Origin of the sequence: Burkholderia ubonensis, from assembly GCF_001718695.1 — a bacterium.
Lineage (GTDB): Bacteria > Pseudomonadota > Gammaproteobacteria > Burkholderiales > Burkholderiaceae > Burkholderia > Burkholderia ubonensis_B.
Genome location: NZ_CP013421.1, coordinates 1,005,491 through 1,024,027 on the forward strand (window position 1 = coordinate 1,005,491; position 18,537 = coordinate 1,024,027).

Below are 18,537 nucleotides of genomic sequence, written 5' to 3' on the forward strand. Positions count from 1 at the left end.
GCGCGGCGGGACGGACGCGGCAGCGTCGGCGGCGAGGGCGGTTGTCTCGGGATCGCCACGGTGCCGTGACGCGGCGCGACACGCGACACGGGGCAGGTGGCTGTGTGCTGGCGTGCACCAGTGTAGAGAAATGGAGCGTGCGGACTATCGGCGATGCGCCCGGAAATCGGTCGTAAACGACACGCATCGCGCAGCCGCGCGATGTGCGCCGCAACACCGGGCGGCGTCGGTCGACGCGTTGGACCGGGAAGCGGGCGGTCTATACCGGGCCTTCTTGCGGGCATGCGGCGCGGACGCAGCGCGTGCGCGAGCGGATCGCACCCTCGATGCGCGACGACGTTCGCGCCGGAGTCAGTGCATTCGGTCGCATGCCGACTTCGACGTCAGATGATTCGGACTGCCAATGCAGAACGGCGGCGCTGCCGATGCCGCCGTTGCCTGCATCAGAACATGTGCCGGATCCCGACGTTCGCGCCGACGGTCGTGCCGTTGACCGCGTAAAGCGCGTTGGTGATGCCGAGCCCGGTGTCCATCGCGCCGTGGTTGTTGACCATCGCGACCTGTGCATACAACGCGGTCGCCTTCGACAGGCTGTACGTCGAGCCGACGGCGGCGAGCAGCGAGTGGTTGGCCGTGTCGTTGCGATCGCTCGTGAACCACACGCCACCGTTCAGGTCGACCGTCGGCGTCGCCTGGTAGTCGAGGCCGCCGCCGTACACGTTGTTGCTGAACGACCCGGCGACCTTGTAGCTGGCGAACGACGCCTTCGCGGTGACGGGGCCGAACCGGTACGCGGCGCCGATCGTGCGGCCGACGAACGCCACGGTGCTGGCGGTGGGCGTCGGGTTGGTGCCGTCGTTGCCGTTGTAGAAGCCGGCGTTGATCATGAAGCCGCCGTGCTCGTACTTGAGGCTCGCGGAGTACTGGCGTCCCGCCTGAAAGTCGCCGGCCTTGCCGCCGAACGCGAACATCGCGCTGCCGGTGAGGCCGGCGATCGTCGGGCTCGTGTACGACACGGCGTTCGGGTTGAACAGGCCGGTCACCAGCACGTTGTCGACGTAGTTGACGAGCCCGCTGCCGAAGTGCGAGAAGCTGCGCGGGTCCGAATCGAAGATCGCGAGCAGGAACGGCGAATACTGGACGCCGGCCTTGACCGTGCCGAACGCGCCGTCGAGTCCGACCCACGCCTGGCGACCGAAGATGTTGCCGTTCGAATGCGCGAATGCGCCGTTGGTGACGGCAAAGCCGCTTTCGAGCTGGAACTTCGCCTTCAGGCCGCCGCCGAGATCCTCGGTGCCGGTCATCCCGAACGTCGTCGGCGTCATGCCGGTATCGGCCATCGAGAACTGATGGCCTGCGTTTGCGCCGGTGGCGCTATCGAGCGTCTTGCTCGTGTACAGCAACGCGGCGTCGAGGTTGCCGTACAGCGTCACGCTGCTTTGGGCGAAGCCGCTGGGGCTGGCAAGCGCGCCTGCGAGCGCGGCGCAGCCGATCACGATCCTGCTTTTCATCGGGGTGTCTCCAGTGTTGTTGTACGTCCATGCATCGAACAGAAAAGGCGCCGGACGGCCGCGCAGCGGTGTCCGTCGCCCGGGCCGCGCACGCGGGATGGGGCGCGGGGACGCAGGTGCGCGGCCGGGTGGCGGCTGCGCGTCGCGCGTTCGCGGCCGGGATGGGCGCCGGAACGTGCGTGCGTCGCGGAGGTCGGGTGGGGCCGGCCGGTGCCGGCCCCGTCATTCAGAGCGACAGGCCGAGCTGCTCCAGAATCGCCGGATTCTCGAGCGTCGACGTGTCCTGCGTGATCGTCTCGCCCTTCGCGAGCGAGCGCAGCAGGCGGCGCATGATCTTGCCGGAGCGCGTCTTCGGCAGGTTGTCGCCGAAACGGATGTCCTTCGGCTTCGCGATCGGCCCGATCTGCTTGCCGACCCAGTCGCGCAGCTCCTTCGCGAGCTTCGCGGCCTCTTCGCCTTCCGGACGCGCGCGCTTGAGCACGACGAACGCGACGACCGCCTCGCCCGTCGTCTCGTCCGGACGCCCGACCACGGCCGCCTCCGCGACGAGCTCGTGCGCGACCAGCGCCGACTCGATCTCCATCGTGCCGAGCCGGTGGCCCGACACGTTCAGCACGTCGTCGATCCGGCCCATGATCGTGAAGTAGCCGGTGCCCTTGTCGCGCACGGTGCCGTCGCCGGCGAGATAGAGCCGGCCGCCGAGCTCGTCGGGGTAGTAGCTTTTCTTGAAACGCTCCGGGTCGCCCCAGATCGTGCGGATCATCGACGGCCACGGGCGCTTGACGACCAGAATCCCGCCCTGCCCGTTCGGCACGTCCTGCCCCGTCTCGTCGACGACGGCGGCCATGATGCCCGGCAGCGGCAGCGTGCACGAGCCCGGCACGGTGGGCGTCGCGCCCGGCAGCGGCGAGATCATGTGGCCGCCCGTCTCGGTCTGCCACCACGTGTCGACGATCGGGCAGCGCGCCTGGCCGACGTGCTTGTGATACCACATCCACGCTTCCGGGTTGATCGGCTCGCCGACCGTGCCGATGATGCGCAGGCTCGACAGGTCGTAGCTCTTCGGATGGACCTTGTCGTCGGCCTCGGCCGCCTTGATCAGCGAACGGATCGCGGTCGGCGCGGTGTAGAACACGCTGACCTTGTGATCCGCGATCATCTTCCAGAAGCGGCCGGCGTCCGGATAGGTCGGCACGCCCTCGAACACGACCTGCGTCGCGCCGCACGCGAGCGGGCCGTACGTGATGTACGTGTGGCCGGTGATCCAGCCGATGTCGGCGGTGCACCAGAACACGTCGGCGGGCTTCCAGTCGAACGCCCACTTCATCGTCAGCGCGGCCCACAGCAGATAGCCGCCGGTGCTGTGCTGCACGCCCTTGGGCTTGCCGGTCGAGCCCGACGTATACAGGATGAACAGCGGATGCTCGGCGCCGACCCATTCCGGCTCGCACGTATCGGCAACGCCTGCGGTCGTCAGCTCGTGCATCCACAGGTCGCGGTCCGCATGCCAGTCGATCTTGCCGCCGGTGCGGCGATAGACGATCACGCTCTTCACGGCGTCGCAGCCGCCCATCGCGAGCGCCTCGTCGGCGATGCTCTTGAGCGGCAGCGTCTTGCCGCCGCGCAGCTGCTCGTCGGCGGTGACGAGCGCGCTTGCGCCGACGTCGACGAGCCGTTCGTTGAGCGACTTCGCGGAGAAGCCGCCGAACACGACCGAATGCGTCGCGCCGATGCGCGCGCAGGCCTGCATCGCGACGATCGCCTCGACCGACATCGGCATGTAGATGACGACACGATCGCCGCGGCCGATGCCGCGCTGCTTCAGCGCGTTCGCGAAGCGCGACACGCGCGCGAGCAGGTCGGCATACGTGACGCGGGTGACGGCGCCGTCGTCGGCTTCGAAGATCACCGCGACGCGCTCGCCGTTGCCGGCCGCGACGTGGCGGTCGAGGCAGTTGTACGACGCGTTGAGCTCGCCGTCGTCGAACCACTTGTAGAACGGCGCTTCGGACTCGTCGAGCACCTTCGTGAACGGCTTGTGCCAGCTCAGGTTCTCGCGCGCGAGACGCGCCCAGAAGCCCTCGTAGTCCTGCTCGGCCTCGGCGACGAGCGCGCGGTAGGCCGGCATGCCGGAAATGGTCGCGCGTGCGCGCGTGTCGGCCGTCGGTTCGAAGATTCGGCTTTCCTGAAGGATCGATACGAGGGCGGTCAAGGTGTTCTCCATAATTTGTCTGGGTGTGGCTGGAATAGCAAAACGCAACTAGCATGCCAAGCGCCGCCGCGATCCGGTCGAATCGGCACGCATGCCCGTCGCGCGCGGCGTTCCGGAATCGATATGGGATGCAAACGATCTGCGCATGGCCGCGCGGCATCGTGAGCGGCGCGACCGTTGCGCCGAAATGCAGCAGCGGGTGTTGCAGGTGTCAACATGGCGGCGGACGGCGGCGCATGCGCCGCCGTCCGTGCGCGGGCTATGCGATGAACGCGCGCAGCACGTCGAGCCCGTCGGACGCGCGCAGCCGCGCGAGCGCCGACGCCTCGATCTGCCGCACGCGTTCGGCGGACAGGTTCAGCTGTCGGCCGATGTCGCGCAGCGAGCAGCCTTCGTCCGCGTGCAGCCCGTAGCGCAGCCGCAGGACCGTCGCCTCGCGCGCCGGCAGGCGGCCGATCATCGCCGCGATCGTGTCGCGCAACTGCGCGGCGCCGGCGGCGTCTTCGGGCGACGGCGTCGATACGTCGGGCGCGACGTCGACGAAGGTCATCTCGCCTTCCGGCGAGACGGGCGCGTCGGCCGACATCGGTTCCTTCACGATCGACATCAGGTCGCGCACCTTGTCGAGCGGCTCGCCCATTTGCACGGCCAGTTCGTGCGGCGTCGCGGCAGCGCCGGAACGCTGTCGATGTTCGCGCGCGATCCGTGTCAGTTTGTTGATCGCGTCGACGGTGTGCGTCGGCACGCGGATCGTGCGGCCGAGATCGGCGAGCGCGTGCGTGATCGCCTGCCTGATCCACCAGGTCGCGTAGGTCGAGAAGCGGAAGCCGCGCCGATGGTCGTAGCGGTCGATCGCCTTCAACAGCCCGATGTTGCCTTCCTGGATCAGGTCCGCGAACGGCAGCCCGCGGTCCGGGTAGCGCTTCGCGATCGATACGACGAGCCGCAGGTTCGCGTCGAAGAGGCCCATCCGCGCCGGCTGCATCGCGCGCTCGATCGTGTCGAGCCGCGCATCGAGCAACGCGATCGTGTCGGGCGGCAGCGGCGATGTGCGGGCGGCCCGCGCGATCGCGTCGCGCGCGTCGACCAGTTCGGCCGCGCGGCGCGTCAGCGCCGGCTCGCATTCGGGATGGGCGGCGATGCACGCCGCGAGCCAGCCGGCATGATCGCCGTCGCGCTGCACGCACGCGGCCGCCGCGCCGTGCGGCACGCCGGCGTCGGCGAGCGTGCGTGCGAGCCGGCCGTGCAGCGTGCGCTGCCGGCGCGCGTGCGTGCGCAGCGGCTCGCTCATGCGCTCGAGTGCGCGCATCGACATGCGCAGCGTGCCGAGCAGGGCGGCCGCTTCGCGCACGCAGGCGCGGTAGGCGAGACCGTGCGCGCCGTCGGTTTCCAGTGCGGCGCGCATCGCGGCCGCGAGCGCGTCGATCGGCGCCAGTCGCGCGAGCACGGCCTGACGGCAGAGCCCATCGTCGGACGGAGCGTCGTCGTCGCGCGTGCTCGCGCCCGCGTCGACAGGCGTATCGCCGGCATGCGTGCTGTTGGCGGCGCCGCCGGCGGGCGCCATGTCCGAGATATCCGCGATGGACAGCACGTAAGCGGACGCGGCGGTCCGGCCTTCGGCGATCTCGATGCGCATCGCGACCAGTGCATCGAGTGCCTGCGGATCGCCGCACAGCACCGCGACCGACGCCGCGCGGCCGCGCTCGATCCGTTGCGCGTGGATGATCTCCTCGTCGCGCGTGAGCAGCGGCGTCATGCCCATCTCGCGCAGGTAGAGGCGTACGGGGTCGGTCGTGCGCGGTGCGCTCAGCTCGGCCGCGGCGAGCGCGCCGGCCCCTTCGGCCCACGCACGCGCGCTCGGCGTGGGCTGGAAGTAACGGTCGAGCGTCCAGCCCGCGGCGTGCGCGCCGTCCGACACCGCGATGCCCAGCTCGCGCAGCATCGCAGCCGTCGCGTCGACGCCGCCCTGATGGGCGTCGTCGTCCGGCAAGGCGTCGATGATGTCGCCGTGCGTGACGAAGCCGCGTGTGAGCCCCGTCGAAATCAGTGCGTGCAGGTACGCCGCGTGAGGCGGCGCGTCGCCGTCGTGGCCGGCGGCGCGCACCGGCACCGGCGCGCGCCGTGGCGCCGGGCGCGCCGGCAACGCATCACGCGCCCTTGGCATAGACGTTGCACCAGCCTTCGGCGGCAACCGCCTTGCCCGCGAACATCGGGCAGGTGCCGGCGTCGGCGCTTTCGCTCTTGTAGAAGCGGCAGTTGGCGCAGCGCTGGCCGCTCTGGTATTTCGGGAACTTCGCGGCGTCGACGCTCGACGCGCGCGCGCGGTAGCCGAGCGTCATCGCGGTTGCGTCGTTTTCGTCGACGAGCGGCAGCGCGGCGAGCGCGGAGCGGGTTGCGGCGAGCGCCGCGCACAGTCCGATGGTCTGGACGATGAAGGTTCTGCGATTCGGGTTGTGCATCACGGTCGTTTCCTGTTGAAGAAGAAATCTTGCCGACGCGCGGCCCGGCATGTGCCGTGGCGGCCGCGCGCCGCGCTTACTGGCTGGCTTGCTTGTGTCCGCCCGGGCCGGCGACGAGCGGCGCCTTCGACGCGTTGGCGATATCGGCGGTCAGCTTGGCCTTCGACGCGTCATAGCCGTTGGACGCGAGCAGGAACGCCATCAGGTCGGCGTACTCGTCGTCCTTCATCTTGCCCGGCTGGTCGGCCGGCATGTTGGTCGCCATGTAGCCGAACACGCCGCCGATCGTCAGATGCGAATGCGCGAGCGGTGCGAACGACGGGCCGCTCAGCGCGGGGGCGGTATTGCCCTCGAGATCGACGCCGTGACACTTCGCGCACGCACTGCCGTACAGCGCCTTGCCATGCTCGACCTGGGCCGCGTCGAACGACGGCGCGGCTTCGCCGGTGCTGTCCGAAACGCGGATGAAGCCGCCGCCGGCCGCACGCCCGCCGGCGCGGATCACGCCGGCGCGCGATGCGCCCGTGGCCAGCGCGCCGTCGAGGAAGCGCGGCGTCGCGCGCGAATCGTGCGTGGCGCGCGCTTCGAGCGCGTTGCCGGGCAGCGCCCATTTGCGCGTCAGCGCAGCGAGGCGGCCCGATTGCTTCATCTGCGTGAGGGCGGCGTCGATCCGCTGCTGCAGCTCGGCCGAACGTTGCGCGAACGCGAACGTGAGCTGCCATTCCGCATAAGGAGAAGAGGTCGCGCCGATGCTGAACGCCTGTTTCGGATGCGCTGCCTGATAGGCGACGACCGCCGGATACCAGACGATCGCGCGGTTCGCGCGGCCGCGGGCGACCGCGTCGACGGTCTGCTCCGACGTGTTCTCGAGATCGAAGCGGGCATTCGTCTGCTGCGCGGCGATCAGCTGCGCGGGGCTTGCATACGTCGCCGCGACGATTTCGCGTTCGTTGGCCGGCTTGGCTGCGTCGCGGCGCGTGACGCTGACGTAGCCGGCGCGCAGATAGCCCTGCGAGAACGTCATTCTGGACCCCGACGCATCGGCGATCGCCGAGCGCGGGAAGCCGGCGATCACGTCGCAATCGTGCTCGAGGATCTTGGCGAGCTCGTGGGCGGACACGCCGTCGTCGTCGCTGCCCGCGGCGTCGTGCGCGGCGAACGTCGCGGCGATGCCGGCGGTGCGGAACACTTCGCGCGCAACGGCTTTGTCGAGCCCGGCGGTGGGGGTGCCCGGCAGCGAGCAGACGCGCACCGCAGGCGCGGCCGCGGACAGTGCGGGAGTCAGTGCCGTGCCTGCCGCGAGCGCACTGGCGACGGCTACGCGGGAAAGTCGAAGGTTCATGTTCGTACGCTCGGTGGGTAATGGGAACGAAGGGGAGGACGCCCGCACCGTCGGCGCGGGCGTCATGCGGTGGTCGGACGCCGATCAGCCGCGGTTCAGCGCGAAGACGTAGAGCGTGCCGCCGCGCGGAACGTCCTTCGCGATGTCGGCCATCGGGCCGCCCCAGATCGGGTTCGCGCCGCCGTAGCCGGCGAGCACCGCGACGTATTCCTTGCCGTCGACCTCATATACCGAGGGTTGCGAAATGATGCCGCTCGCGAGCTGCGGGCTCTCCCAGAGCACCTTGCCGGTCGCCGTGTCGAACGCGTACAGGCGGCCGTCGAGCGAGCCGCTGAACGCGAGGCCGCTCGCGGTGGTCGCGACGCCGCCGTTCCACGGCTTCTTCGTCCAGTGGCTCCACAGCTTCTTGCCCGTGTTCACGTCGATTGCCGTCAGCTCGCCGTAGCCCTGGCTGCCCGGCTCGGGCTTGATCTCGAAACCTTCACCGAGATACGGCAGGCCTTCCTGGTAGCTGACCGACTTGCCGGTCAGGCTCATGCACGCGTGCAGCGCGGGCACGACCGCGATGTTGCGCGCCTGGTCGTACGAGATCGACCACCAGTTCTTGCCGCCGAGGAAGCTCGGGCAGGTTTCGATCGTCGTGCCGGCCTTCGGGAACTTCGATTCGTCCTGGATCGGCTTGCCGTCGGCCGTGTAGCCGGTGACCGACGTCGCCTTCACGAACGGCGTCGCATAGATCAGCTTGCCGGTCGTGCGGTCGATCGCATGGAAGAAGCCGTTGCGGTCCGCGTGGATGATCGCGTCGTAGTCCTTGCCCTTGTACGTGATGTCCGCGAGGACCGCCGCGTTCACGCCGTCGTAGTCCCACGTGTCGTTGTTCGTGTACTGGTAGTGCCACTTCAGGTTGCCGTTCTTCGCATCGAGCGCGAGCAGCGAGTCGGAGTACAAGTTGTCGCCGGGGCGCAGCGCCGCGAGCCACGGGCCGGGGTTGCCGACACCCCAGTACAGCGTGCGCGACGCGGCGTCGTAGGTGCCGGTCAGCCACGCGGCGCCGCCGCCGTGAGACTGCATGCCGTCGGGCCAGGTCTCCGCGCCTTTTTCGCCGGAAGCCGGGATCGTGTAGCGTTTCCAGACCTCCGAGCCGTCGTCCGGATTCAAGGCCATGATGTAGCCGCGAATCCCGTATTCGCCGCCGGACGTGCCGACGACGATCGCGCCGTCGAGCGCGAGCGGCGCGAGCGAGAACGAGTAGCCGAGGCCCGGATCGAACAGCCGCTTCTTCCAGACGAGATTGCCGGTTTGCGCGTCGAGTGCGGCGACTTCGCCGCCCAGCATCGCGACATAGACGTTCTTGCCGTACAGCGCGACGCCGCGGTTGACGACGTCGCAGCATGCGGTCTTGAACGATGACGGGCTGAGCTTCGGCTCGTATTTCCATAGCTGCTTGCCCGTCTTCGCATCGAAGGCGTAGACGTTGTCCTTCGGCGTCGTCACGAACAGGTAATTGCCGTTGACGATCGGCGTGGCTTCGAAGCCCTGCTTGAGGTCGGCGGGGAACTTGTAGGCCCACACCTGCTTGAGATCCTTCGCATTCGACGGGTCGATCTGCGTGAGCGGCGAGTGCGACCGGCCGTTGTAGGTGCGGTAGTAGGTCAGCCAGCCCGGATCGGCCTGCGCATCGGTCAGCCGCTGGTAGGTCACGGCCGGGTAGTCCGCAGCCGCTTCGACGCGGCCGGGGTGCAGCGCGACGGCGGCCGCCGCCGCGATTCCGATCGCCGCCAGTCGGCTCGCTGAAGCCGAGCGTGTCTTCATGGTTGTCTCCTGAGTCATTGTGGTCGCACCGCGGCCAACATCCGGCCAGGCCGGCTGGGTGGGGTTCCGGGATCAGTGCGCAGCCAGTAACGCAAATCGCATGCCATTGATGCGCGAGCATTGCCGCGCAACGCGCGGCGGGCGATTCGCGCGCGCCGTGCGGTCGCGTGCCGATGGTTGCGGTTGATCAACGGTTGTTGCGTTCGGGGACAACCGTGCGTGTAGTGTTGCTAAAGATGACAGTGCATTCATCGTGCGGCGGAACAACGATGCACGCTGCGCCGTGCTCGCGTTCGAGGCGGGCCGGCTCGCATCGATCAACGAGATGAAGCCGTCGCGCGCCGCTGGTTTTCACCGATTGCGCAGTTCCGGTGCCGGCGCCGACGGGCATCGCGCCGCGCATGTCGGCGCATCTCGCGCCGTGCTGATCCAAAGTGACACAGGTGCAGCGGCGGTGACACGAAGTGCAACACGCGCGTGGCCGAGTGTCGCAATGCGTCGGCGGGTGAGTGGGTCGGCTTCGCGCTGACAAGGCCACCCGCAAGGCGACCGGCATTTCGGCATGCTTCTTGCCATCTGGATCACGAAGCGATTCATGCAGCGCGAAACCGGATGCCGTTTCCAGAACGATTCAATGGGCTCGACGGAGACGGTGTCGCTCGCATGCGTTGGGCATCGGCCGAACGCGGATGGCATCGCGTTCGCCGCGTGCGCGCAGCCGATGACGCGATCCAGACCGCGACCGCGGCCGCCGATACGGCGCCTGCGCTTGCCGTATCGCCATACACGACAACACGACGACAAGACGACTGAGGAGACCCGTAAATGAAGGAAGCCGAACTGGCGAAGCGCTGCCGGGCCGCCGGCCGCGCCGGCGCAACGCTGTGGGTCGGCGGCATGCTCGGCGGCTGGCTGACGCCCGCGGCCGCGCAGGTCGCGCCGTCGGATCCGGCCGCCGAGCAGACGCTCGCGCCGATCGTCGTCGTCGGCACGACGCCGCTGCTCGGCATCGGCACGCCGCTGTCGCGCGTGCCGGCCAACGTCCAGACGATACGTGGCGACGACGTCGACCGGCAGCACCGCGGCGTGTTGACCGACTACCTCGAGCGCAACGTGACGAGCATCGACATCAACGACGCGCAGGGCAACCCGTACCAGGCGGACGTGAACTACCGCGGCTTCACCGCGTCACCGGTCGTCGGCACGCCGCAGGGGCTGTCGGTGTTCGTCGACGGCGTGCGCGTGAACGAACCGTTCGGCGACGTCGTCAACTGGGATCTGATTCCGCAGGCCGCGATCGACACGATGCAGCTGATTCCCGGCTCGAACCCGACCTACGGGCTCAACACGCTCGGCGGCGCGCTCGCGATCACGACGAAGAACGGCAGGACCAGCCCCGGCGGCGCCGCGCAGCTGTCCGGCGGCTCATGGGGGCGCAAGACCGCGCAGTTCGAGCAGGGCGGGCGCATCGGCAGCGCGCTCGACTACTACGTGACGGGCAACGTCGCGAACGACAACGGTTGGGCCGATCACAACGCGAGCCGCGTACGGCAGGGCTTCGGCAAGCTGCGCTACGTGGATGCCGACACGACGCTGTCGATCTCGGCCGGCGGCGCCGACAACGCGCTGCAGGGCACGCAGACGATTCCGCGCTCGTTTCTCGACAACCGCGCGCAGGCGTACACCTATCCGGATCTGAATCGCAACAGCGCCGCGTACGTCACGCTGTCGGGCGATCATGCGTTCAACGATCAGGTGCAGTTGAGCGGCGGCGTTCATTACCGGCACTACCGCAACACGAACACCAGCAGCAATGTGAACGACGACTTCGGCAGCGTCGACGACAGCGGCGCCGTCGACACCGTGCAAGGGACCAACGACCGCTCGACGATCACGACCGACAGCTACGGCGCGGCGCTGCAGCTGACGCTGCTCGGCAAGCTCGCCGGCATGGACGAGCAGTTCGTGATGGGCGCGTCCGCCGATCTCGCGACGTCGGGTTTCGAGCAGGCGTCGCAGCAGGCGGCGTTCACGGACACGCGCGCGACGGTGGGCGTCGGCGACTTCACGCAGACGACCCGCGCCCGGACGCGCAACGCGAACTACGGCGTGTACTTCGACAACACGCTCGCGCTCACGCAGCAGTGGGCGTTGACGCTGGCCGGCCGCTACGACTGGTCGCGCGCCGCGATCGAGGACGTGAGCGGCCAGCAGCCGCTGCTCACCGCGCGTCATACGTTCTCGCGGTTCAATCCGGCCGTCGGCGTCACGTGGAATCCGGTGCCGGGCTTCACCGCGTACGCGACCTACAACGAGGGAATGCGCTCGCCGACCGCGATCGAGCTCGCGTGCGCGGACCCGGCCGCGCCGTGTTCGCTGCCGAACGACTTTCTCGCCGATCCGGCGCTCAAGCCGGTGATCGCGAAGACCTTCGAGTTCGGCGCGCGCGGTCGCGCGGGCCAGGCGACGACGTGGAGCGCGGCGGTCTACCGCACCACGCTCGCCGACGATATCCAGTTCATCAGCAGCAACGGCGGCGCCAGCACGCTCGGCTATTTCCAGAACGTCGGCAACACGCGGCGGCAAGGCGTCGAGCTGGCCGGACACACGCGGCTCGGGCCGGTGGGGATCGGCGCGAGCTACAGCTATGTCGATGCGCGCTACCGCTCGACGTGGACCGAAAGCAGCGCGAGCAATTCGAGCGCCGACGCGCGCGGCAACATCGTCGTGCATTCCGGCGACCGGATTCCGGGCATTCCGGCCAGCACCGTGAAGCTGCGGCTCGATTTCGCGGCGACGCCGAAGTGGAACATCGGCACCAACCTCACGTATCGCGGCGGCGTATTCGCGCGCGGCGACGAGAACAACCAGGACGCGAACGGCACGATTCCCGGCTATTTCCTCATCGATCTCGACACGACGTGGCAGGCGACCAAGCATCTGCAACTGTTCGCGTCGGTCACCAATCTGCTCGACAAGCGCTATGCGAACTTCGGCACGCTCGGCCGCAACTTCTTCAATGGCCCGAATCATTCGTTCGACGGGCTGAATCCGGTCAACGAGCAGTTCGTCGGGCCCGGCGCGCCGCGCGGCGCGTGGCTCGGCGCGCGCTATGCGTGGGACTGAACGGGCGCGTCGGCTGCCGTGTGCCGATTGGCCGGCATGACGGCCGGCAGTGCGCGCACCGCAGCGGCGACGCCGCGCGCGAGCGCAGCGTCGCGCGTGAGGTGGCCGGCCGGCACGCGCTCGACGAGCGCGGCCGGCACCGCGCGCGCGAGGCGCGCGACGTTGTCGACCGGACACACGCGGTCGCGCGTGCCGTGCACCGCGTGAATCGGCACGCCGGCGTCGGCCGCCTGTCGCGCGAGTGCGAGCAGCCGGCGTTCGCCGAGCCAGCAGCCGTGCTGCAGGTAATGCGCCTGGACCCGGTACTTGTCGATCAGGCGCTCGAGCGCCGGCTGCGTCGTGCGCGTGCGGCGGGGCGGCCGCCCGGCCAGGATCGCGTCCTCGTATGCGCGCCACGCGAGCGCGACCGCGCGTTGCCGCGCCGCGCTCGCGCCGGGCTGCAGCCGTCGCGCGAAGCTGGTCGTCAGGCGCTCGGCGCGCGCGGTGCCGGCCGCGTCGATCAGGCGTCGCCACGCGCGCGGCGCGTGCGCGCGCATGCCGACGAACAACGCGCGCACTTCGCGCGGCGACGTCAGGAACAGGCCGCGCAGCACGACGCCGGTCACGCGCTCGGGATGCCGGCCTGAGTAGGCGAGCGCGAGCGCCGCGCCCCACGATCCGCCGACGACGCCCCAGCGCGCGATGCCGAGCCGTTCGCGAATCGCTTCCAGATCGCCGATCAGCCGCGCCGTGCTGTTGTGGCGCGTGCCGCCGCGCGGCGACGACGCGCCGGCGCCGCGCTGGTCGACGAGCACGACGCGCACGCGCGTCAGGTCGAACAGGCGCAGGATGCCGGGCTGGCTGCCGCTGCCGGGCCCGCCGTGCAGCACGACGACCGGCTCGCCGAGCGGGTTGCCGGCTTCGGTCCAGGCGATCGTGCAGGCGTCGCGGTGCAGGCGCTTGAAGGTGTGCGTCATGTCGGTCGGGGTAGTGGGAAAAAGCGGCGACGGCGCGCCGCGCGCTTGCGTCCACTGAAGCGAGAATCGCGCCCGCGCGCAAGCTAGGGAAACACTGATTTATCCAGCTCGGCGGTCATCGCTGACGTAGCCGAGAACGTTGTAGAAGGCAGTTCACGGAACGGATCCTCGATGATGAAGCGGCAGATGAGCTTTGCGGAAGCGGAAAGTGCGGGCAAGAAGCGCGTGACCCGGCGTCAGCGTTTCCTGGACGAGATGGAGAAGCTCGTGCCGTGGCCGCGGTTGCTGACGGCGATCGAGCCGTACTATCCGAAGGGTGAGCGCGGCCGTCGGCCGATAGGTCTGGAGCGGATGCTTCGAATCTATTTCCTGCAGCAGTGGTACGGCCTGTCGGACGAAGGGCTGGAAGACGCGCTGTACGACAGCATCGCGATGCGTGCCTTCGCGGGAATCGATCTGGCTGTCGAGAATGTGCCGGATGCGACCACGCTGCTGAAGTTCCGGCGCCTGCTGCTCGAGCATGACCTGACGCGCAAGCTGTTCGATGAGATCGGTATCTCGCTGTGCGAACGCGGGCTGATGATGAAGGAAGGTACCTTGGTCGACGCGACGATCATCGAAGCGCCGTCGTCGACCAAGAACGCCGAGAAGAGCCGCGACCCGGAGATGCATCAGACGAAGAAAGGAAACGCCTGGCACTTTGGGATGAAGGCCCATCTCGGGGTCGACGCCGATTCGGGGCTGGTTCACAGCGTGGTGGGCACGGCGGCCAACGTGTCGGACGTTTCGCAGGCTCACGCCCTGCTGCACGGGCATGAAGAGGAAGCGTTCGGCGACGCGGGCTACATCGGCGTGGACAAACGCGACGAAATGAACGGCAAGCTGGTGAAATGGCGTGTGGCGGCCAAGCGCGGAAAGATCAAGGCGATGCAGGATGGCCCGCTGAAGGATCTGGAGACCACGGTCGAGCGAACCAAGGCGCAAATCCGCGCGCGGGTCGAGCATCCGTTTCATATCGTCAAGAACCTGTTCCGTTATCGCAAGGTGCGCTACAAGGGACTGGCCAAGAACACGGCGCAGCTGTTCAGTCTGTTCGCCCTGGCGAACCTGGTGATCGTACGAAACCGGCTGCGTTCGGCTCATGGGAGCAGTCCGTCATGCGCGTGAAAAATGCGAGCAGGGAGGCTCGTTTACGAGCCAACTGCACCGAAATGAGCGCCGATTCGATTCGTTATCCGGAAAGTTCGACGTCGTCTCACCTGAAACGTCGGCAGTTGGCCCATTAATCAGCATTTCCCTAGGGTCTGTTCACGCTAATAGCGGGCTTGCGAACGGGCCTTTGCGCCCGCAGGGCAAGAAGAGAGGAGGCGCAATAGCCGTAGCTATTGCAACGACGAACGACGCCGCCGTGCGGGCGCAAAGGCACGTTCCCCTATTTGGAAAAATTCGTTCGTGGGGCCAGCGCAAGTCCGCTATTAGCGTGAACAGACCCTAGGGATTCGTCCGGGTGGCGGTGCGCCATGGTTTCGCGCTATCACTGGGCCGTACCGGAAACGCATCGCACGACGTGCCTCGCGATGCCGATTTCATTTTCCTTTCAATGTCGGCCGGACGCCGACGCAACGCCACGACCTCGATGAACGGGCCGCCCTGTGGCGCGATGTTTGCTTGCATCGATGGCAAAGAGTCCGGCATCGACCGGAAGGATCCCCGGAGGAGACAATGCGCGATGACGTTTATCCGACGGCCGGCGCTCGGGCACAGCAAGTGCCCGGCTGGCCGACGCCGTCGATCCAGAAGGCCCACGAGCGGTCCGAGACGTTCGGCCTGCAGGTGTCGGCCCGCCCCGACTACGACGTGCTGTCGAATGCGGCGCTCGTGCTGAAGCGCGAGCAGAACCGCGTGCTGTGCGTGCACGCGATGCCGGTGATGGAGACGCTGCACGAGCAGATCGTGAACACGCAGAGCATGATCGTGCTGACCGACGCGGAAGGCCTGATCCTGCATTCGATCGGCGACGACGACTTCCTGCGCCGCGCGGAAAAGGTCGCGCTGCGCCCGGGCGCGAACTGGGCGGAGAACCGGCAGGGCACCAACGCGATCGGCACGGCGCTCGCCGAGCTGTGCCCGATGGTCGTCCACGGCGACCAGCACTTCCTGGCCGCGAACCGCTTCCTGACCTGCTCGAGCGTGCCGATCCTCGATCCGTACGGCGACGCGATCGGCGTGCTCGACGTGACGGGCGACCACCGCAGCTATCACCAGCACACGATGGCGCTCGCGAAGATGTCGGTGCAGATGATCGAGAATCATCTGTTTACGACGACGTTTCAGGAGACGCTGCAGGTGTCGTTCCATGGCCGCCCCGAGTTTCTCGGCACGCTGATGGAGGGGATCGTCGCGTTCACGGCCGACGGCCGCTTCCTGTCGGCGAACCGCAGCGCGCAGTTCCAGCTCGGGATGCCGCTCGCCGCGCTGCGCGCGCACACGCTGTCGTCGCTGTTCGACGTCACGCCCGCGCAGCTGATCGACCGCATGCGCGCGAGCCCCGACCAGCGCCTGATGCTGAATCTCGGCAACGGCGCGGTGGTGTGCGCGCGCGTGCACTTCCGGCGCGCGACGCTGGCCGAGGGCAGCCGGCCGACCGACGTTCACGACGCGGGCGCGCCGGCCGCGCGCGCGTGCACCGCGCCGGCGGCGGGAAGCCCGGCGGGCCTGTCGCGGCTCGGCTACCTCGACACCGGCGATCCGCAGGTCGCGTCGGTGATCGCGAAGGTGCGCAAGGTGATCGGCAAGGACATTCCGATCCTGATCACCGGCGAGACCGGCACCGGCAAGGAACTGCTCGCGCAGGCGATCCACAACGATTCGCCGCGGCGCGACGGCCCGTTCGTCGCGGTCAACTGCGCATCGATTCCGGAGACGCTGATCGAATCCGAGCTGTTCGGCTACGAGGAGGGCGCGTTCACCGGCGCGCGCCGCAAGGGCGCGGTCGGCAAGCTGCTGCAGGCGAACGGCGGCACGCTGTTCCTCGACGAGATCGGCGACATGCCGTATCCGCTGCAGGTGCGGCTGCTGCGCGTGCTGCAGGAGCGTCTCGTCAATCCGCTCGGCTCGACGAAGACGATTGCCGTCGACATCGCGATCATCTGCGCGACGCACCGCGACCTGCGCGACATGATCGCGCAGAACCGCTTCCGCGAGGATCTCTATTACCGGCTGAACGGCCTCGTGGTGCGCCTGCCGCCGCTGCGCGACCGCACGGATCTCGCGGTCGTCGTGCAGAAGATGCTGCAGCGGGAAGCGATCGCGGGCGCCGGGCGAGCGCCGCTCACCGTCGCGCCGGACGTGATGGCGCTGTTCGAGCGCTGCACGTGGCCCGGCAATTTCCGCCAGCTCGGCAACCTGCTGCGCACGGCGGCGGCGATGGTCGACGACGACGGCGAGATCCGGCGCGAGCACCTGCCGGACGACTTCTTCGACGACGTGCGGCGCGAGCCGACACCGGCCGCCAACGGCCACGACGTGGCGTCACTCGCGGCGGAGCCCGCGCCGCTGGCCGCCGCGGCGGCGGCGACGGCAGCCGCCAGCGATGCGCGCCTGCAGGACGTCGCCGCGTCCGCGATCGCCGCCGCTCTGGCGCGGCATGGCGGCAATGTGTCGGCGGCGGCGCGCGCGCTCGGCGTGTCGCGCAACACGATCTACCGCAAGATGCCGGCCGCCGCCCAGGACGCGACGGAGCCCGAAACGCGCTGACGCCGCCGCGAGTGTCACACCGGTGTGTCAGGTTGCAACACCGGTGTTCAACGATTGAACACCTGCAACGCCCATCGGGCACACCCGAGCGTGTCGCCCGACGGGTTCCGAAAGAGTGTCGTTGGCATATCGTAAGAATGGCGGCGTCATCACGATGCGGCGGCTGTCGCACGCCTGCGCACGCCCGCGCACGCCGCCGCGCGGCGCGCCTGCCGCCCCGGCACGCTCCTTGCTGAAGAGGAACCGGCCGCTCGATTGGCGCGGTTCTTCGACTCATCAACTGAACAAGGAGACACACCATGCAGTGGACGACGCCGTCTTACACCGACCTGCGCTTCGGCTTCGAAATCACGATGTACATCGCCAACCGCTGATCGCCGCGCGATGCGCTGCCCGCGTCGCCTTGCGCGGCGCGGGCAGCCTCGGGAGCAGACGCCCATGAAGATCAAGATACTCGGCTCGGGGGCCGGCGGCGGCCTGCCGCAATGGAACTGCAACTGCGCGAACTGCCGCCGCGCGCGCAACGGCGCCGGCGACGTGGTGCCGCGCACGCAGTCGTCGATCGCGGTCAGCGACGACGGCATCGACTGGGTCCTCGTCAACGCGTCGCCCGACCTCCTTTCCCAGTTGCGCGCGAATCCGGACCTGCAGCCGGCGCGCGCGATCCGCGACAGCGGCATTGCCGCCGTCGTGCTGTGCGATGCCCAGATCGACCACGTGACGGGCCTCGTGATGCTGCGCGAGCGTTCGACGCCGCTGCCGCTTTACGCGACCGCGCCGGTGCTCGACGACCTGTCGACCGGGTTGCCGCTCGTGCCGCTGCTCGGCCATTACTGCGGCGTCGACGTGCACACGATCGCGCTCGGCGAGCCGTTCGCGATCGCCGGCGCACCCGGCCTTCGCTTCACCGCGCTGCCGGTCGACAGCAAGGCGCCGCCTTATTCGCCGCATCGCGCAGCCAGCGTGCCGGGCGACAACATCGCATTGCTGATTCAGGACACGGCCACCGGCCGCCAGGCGTTCTATGCGCCGGGGCTCGCGGCCGTCACCGACGACGTGCGCGCGGCGATGCGCGATGCCGACCTCGTGCTGGTGGACGGCACGTTCTGGACCGGCGCCGAGATGATCGATCTCGGCCTGTCGAGCAAGCACGCGGCCGACATGGGGCATCTCGCGCAGTGCGCGGAACACGGGCAGCCCGGCATGATCGACTGGCTCGACGCGCTGCCCGCGCGCACGCGCAAGGTGCTCACGCACATCAACAACACGAACCCGATTCTCGACCCGCATTCCGCCGAGCACGCGCGCCTGCGCGCGCATGGCATCGACGTCGCGCACGACGGCATGCAATTCCAGGTATGAC

General features: G+C 68.7%; 12 protein-coding genes. 5 read left to right on the top strand and 7 right to left on the bottom strand.

Annotated elements, in window-relative coordinates:
* Positions 1–443: 443 nt before the first annotated feature.
* The 6 genes from WJ35_RS19210 to WJ35_RS19235 form a co-directional block, all read right to left on the bottom strand.
* Positions 444–1,511, bottom strand: coding sequence for a porin (locus WJ35_RS19210; protein WP_014726251.1), 1,068 nt, complete (start codon positions 1,509–1,511; stop codon positions 444–446).
* A 226-nt stretch (positions 1,512–1,737) separates the two neighbouring features.
* Positions 1,738–3,735 (bottom strand): acetate--CoA ligase, encoded by a 1,998-nt coding sequence (acs, locus tag WJ35_RS19215; protein ID WP_196222100.1) that lies wholly within the window; start codon positions 3,733–3,735, stop codon positions 1,738–1,740.
* A 247-nt stretch (positions 3,736–3,982) separates the two neighbouring features.
* The gene (locus tag WJ35_RS19220) at positions 3,983–5,887 is read right to left on the bottom strand and encodes a sigma-70 family RNA polymerase sigma factor (protein WP_059668288.1); all 1,905 of its coding nucleotides are present in this window, start codon (positions 5,885–5,887) and stop codon (positions 3,983–3,985) included.
* Entirely contained in the window at positions 5,871–6,182 is a 312-nt protein-coding gene (locus WJ35_RS19225; RefSeq protein WP_069239704.1) for a high-potential iron-sulfur protein, read from the bottom strand. The genes WJ35_RS19220 and WJ35_RS19225 overlap by 17 nt, the downstream gene beginning before the upstream one ends.
* A 76-nt stretch (positions 6,183–6,258) precedes the next feature.
* Entirely contained in the window at positions 6,259–7,524 is a 1,266-nt protein-coding gene (locus WJ35_RS19230; protein ID WP_069239705.1) for a c-type cytochrome, read from the bottom strand.
* Between the two features lie 84 nt (positions 7,525–7,608).
* Positions 7,609–9,336: a methanol/ethanol family PQQ-dependent dehydrogenase gene (locus WJ35_RS19235; protein WP_069239706.1), complete on the bottom strand. Its 1,728-nt coding sequence runs from the start codon at positions 9,334–9,336 to the stop codon at positions 7,609–7,611.
* An 825-nt stretch (positions 9,337–10,161) separates the two neighbouring features.
* Between WJ35_RS19235 and WJ35_RS19240 the strand changes: the two genes are divergently transcribed.
* Positions 10,162–12,462, top strand: a complete 2,301-nt coding sequence (locus tag WJ35_RS19240; protein WP_059668290.1) for a TonB-dependent receptor — start codon at positions 10,162–10,164, stop codon at positions 12,460–12,462.
* Here WJ35_RS19240 and WJ35_RS19245 read toward each other — a convergent pair.
* Positions 12,447–13,418, bottom strand: a complete 972-nt coding sequence (locus WJ35_RS19245; protein ID WP_069239707.1) for an alpha/beta fold hydrolase — start codon at positions 13,416–13,418, stop codon at positions 12,447–12,449. The genes WJ35_RS19240 and WJ35_RS19245 overlap by 16 nt on opposite strands.
* A gap of 174 nt (positions 13,419–13,592) precedes the next feature.
* Here WJ35_RS19245 and WJ35_RS19250 point away from each other — a divergent pair, with 174 nt between their 5' ends.
* The 4 genes from WJ35_RS19250 to pqqB all read left to right on the top strand — a co-directional run bounded on the left by WJ35_RS19250 (position 13,593) and on the right by pqqB (position 18,536).
* Entirely contained in the window at positions 13,593–14,585 is a 993-nt protein-coding gene (locus WJ35_RS19250) for an IS5 family transposase (protein WP_060044281.1), read from the top strand.
* Positions 14,586–15,140: 555 nt separating this feature from the next.
* The gene (locus WJ35_RS19255) at positions 15,141–17,174 is read left to right on the top strand and encodes a sigma-54-dependent Fis family transcriptional regulator (RefSeq protein ID WP_069239708.1); all 2,034 of its coding nucleotides are present in this window, start codon (positions 15,141–15,143) and stop codon (positions 17,172–17,174) included.
* A gap of 299 nt (positions 17,175–17,473) precedes the next feature.
* Positions 17,474–17,548, top strand: a complete 75-nt coding sequence (pqqA, locus tag WJ35_RS30540; RefSeq protein WP_006485436.1) for a pyrroloquinoline quinone precursor peptide PqqA — start codon at positions 17,474–17,476, stop codon at positions 17,546–17,548.
* A gap of 64 nt (positions 17,549–17,612) precedes the next feature.
* Positions 17,613–18,536 (top strand): pyrroloquinoline quinone biosynthesis protein PqqB, encoded by a 924-nt coding sequence (gene pqqB / locus WJ35_RS19260; protein ID WP_069239709.1) that lies wholly within the window; start codon positions 17,613–17,615, stop codon positions 18,534–18,536.
* Position 18,537: the final 1 nt, after the last annotated feature.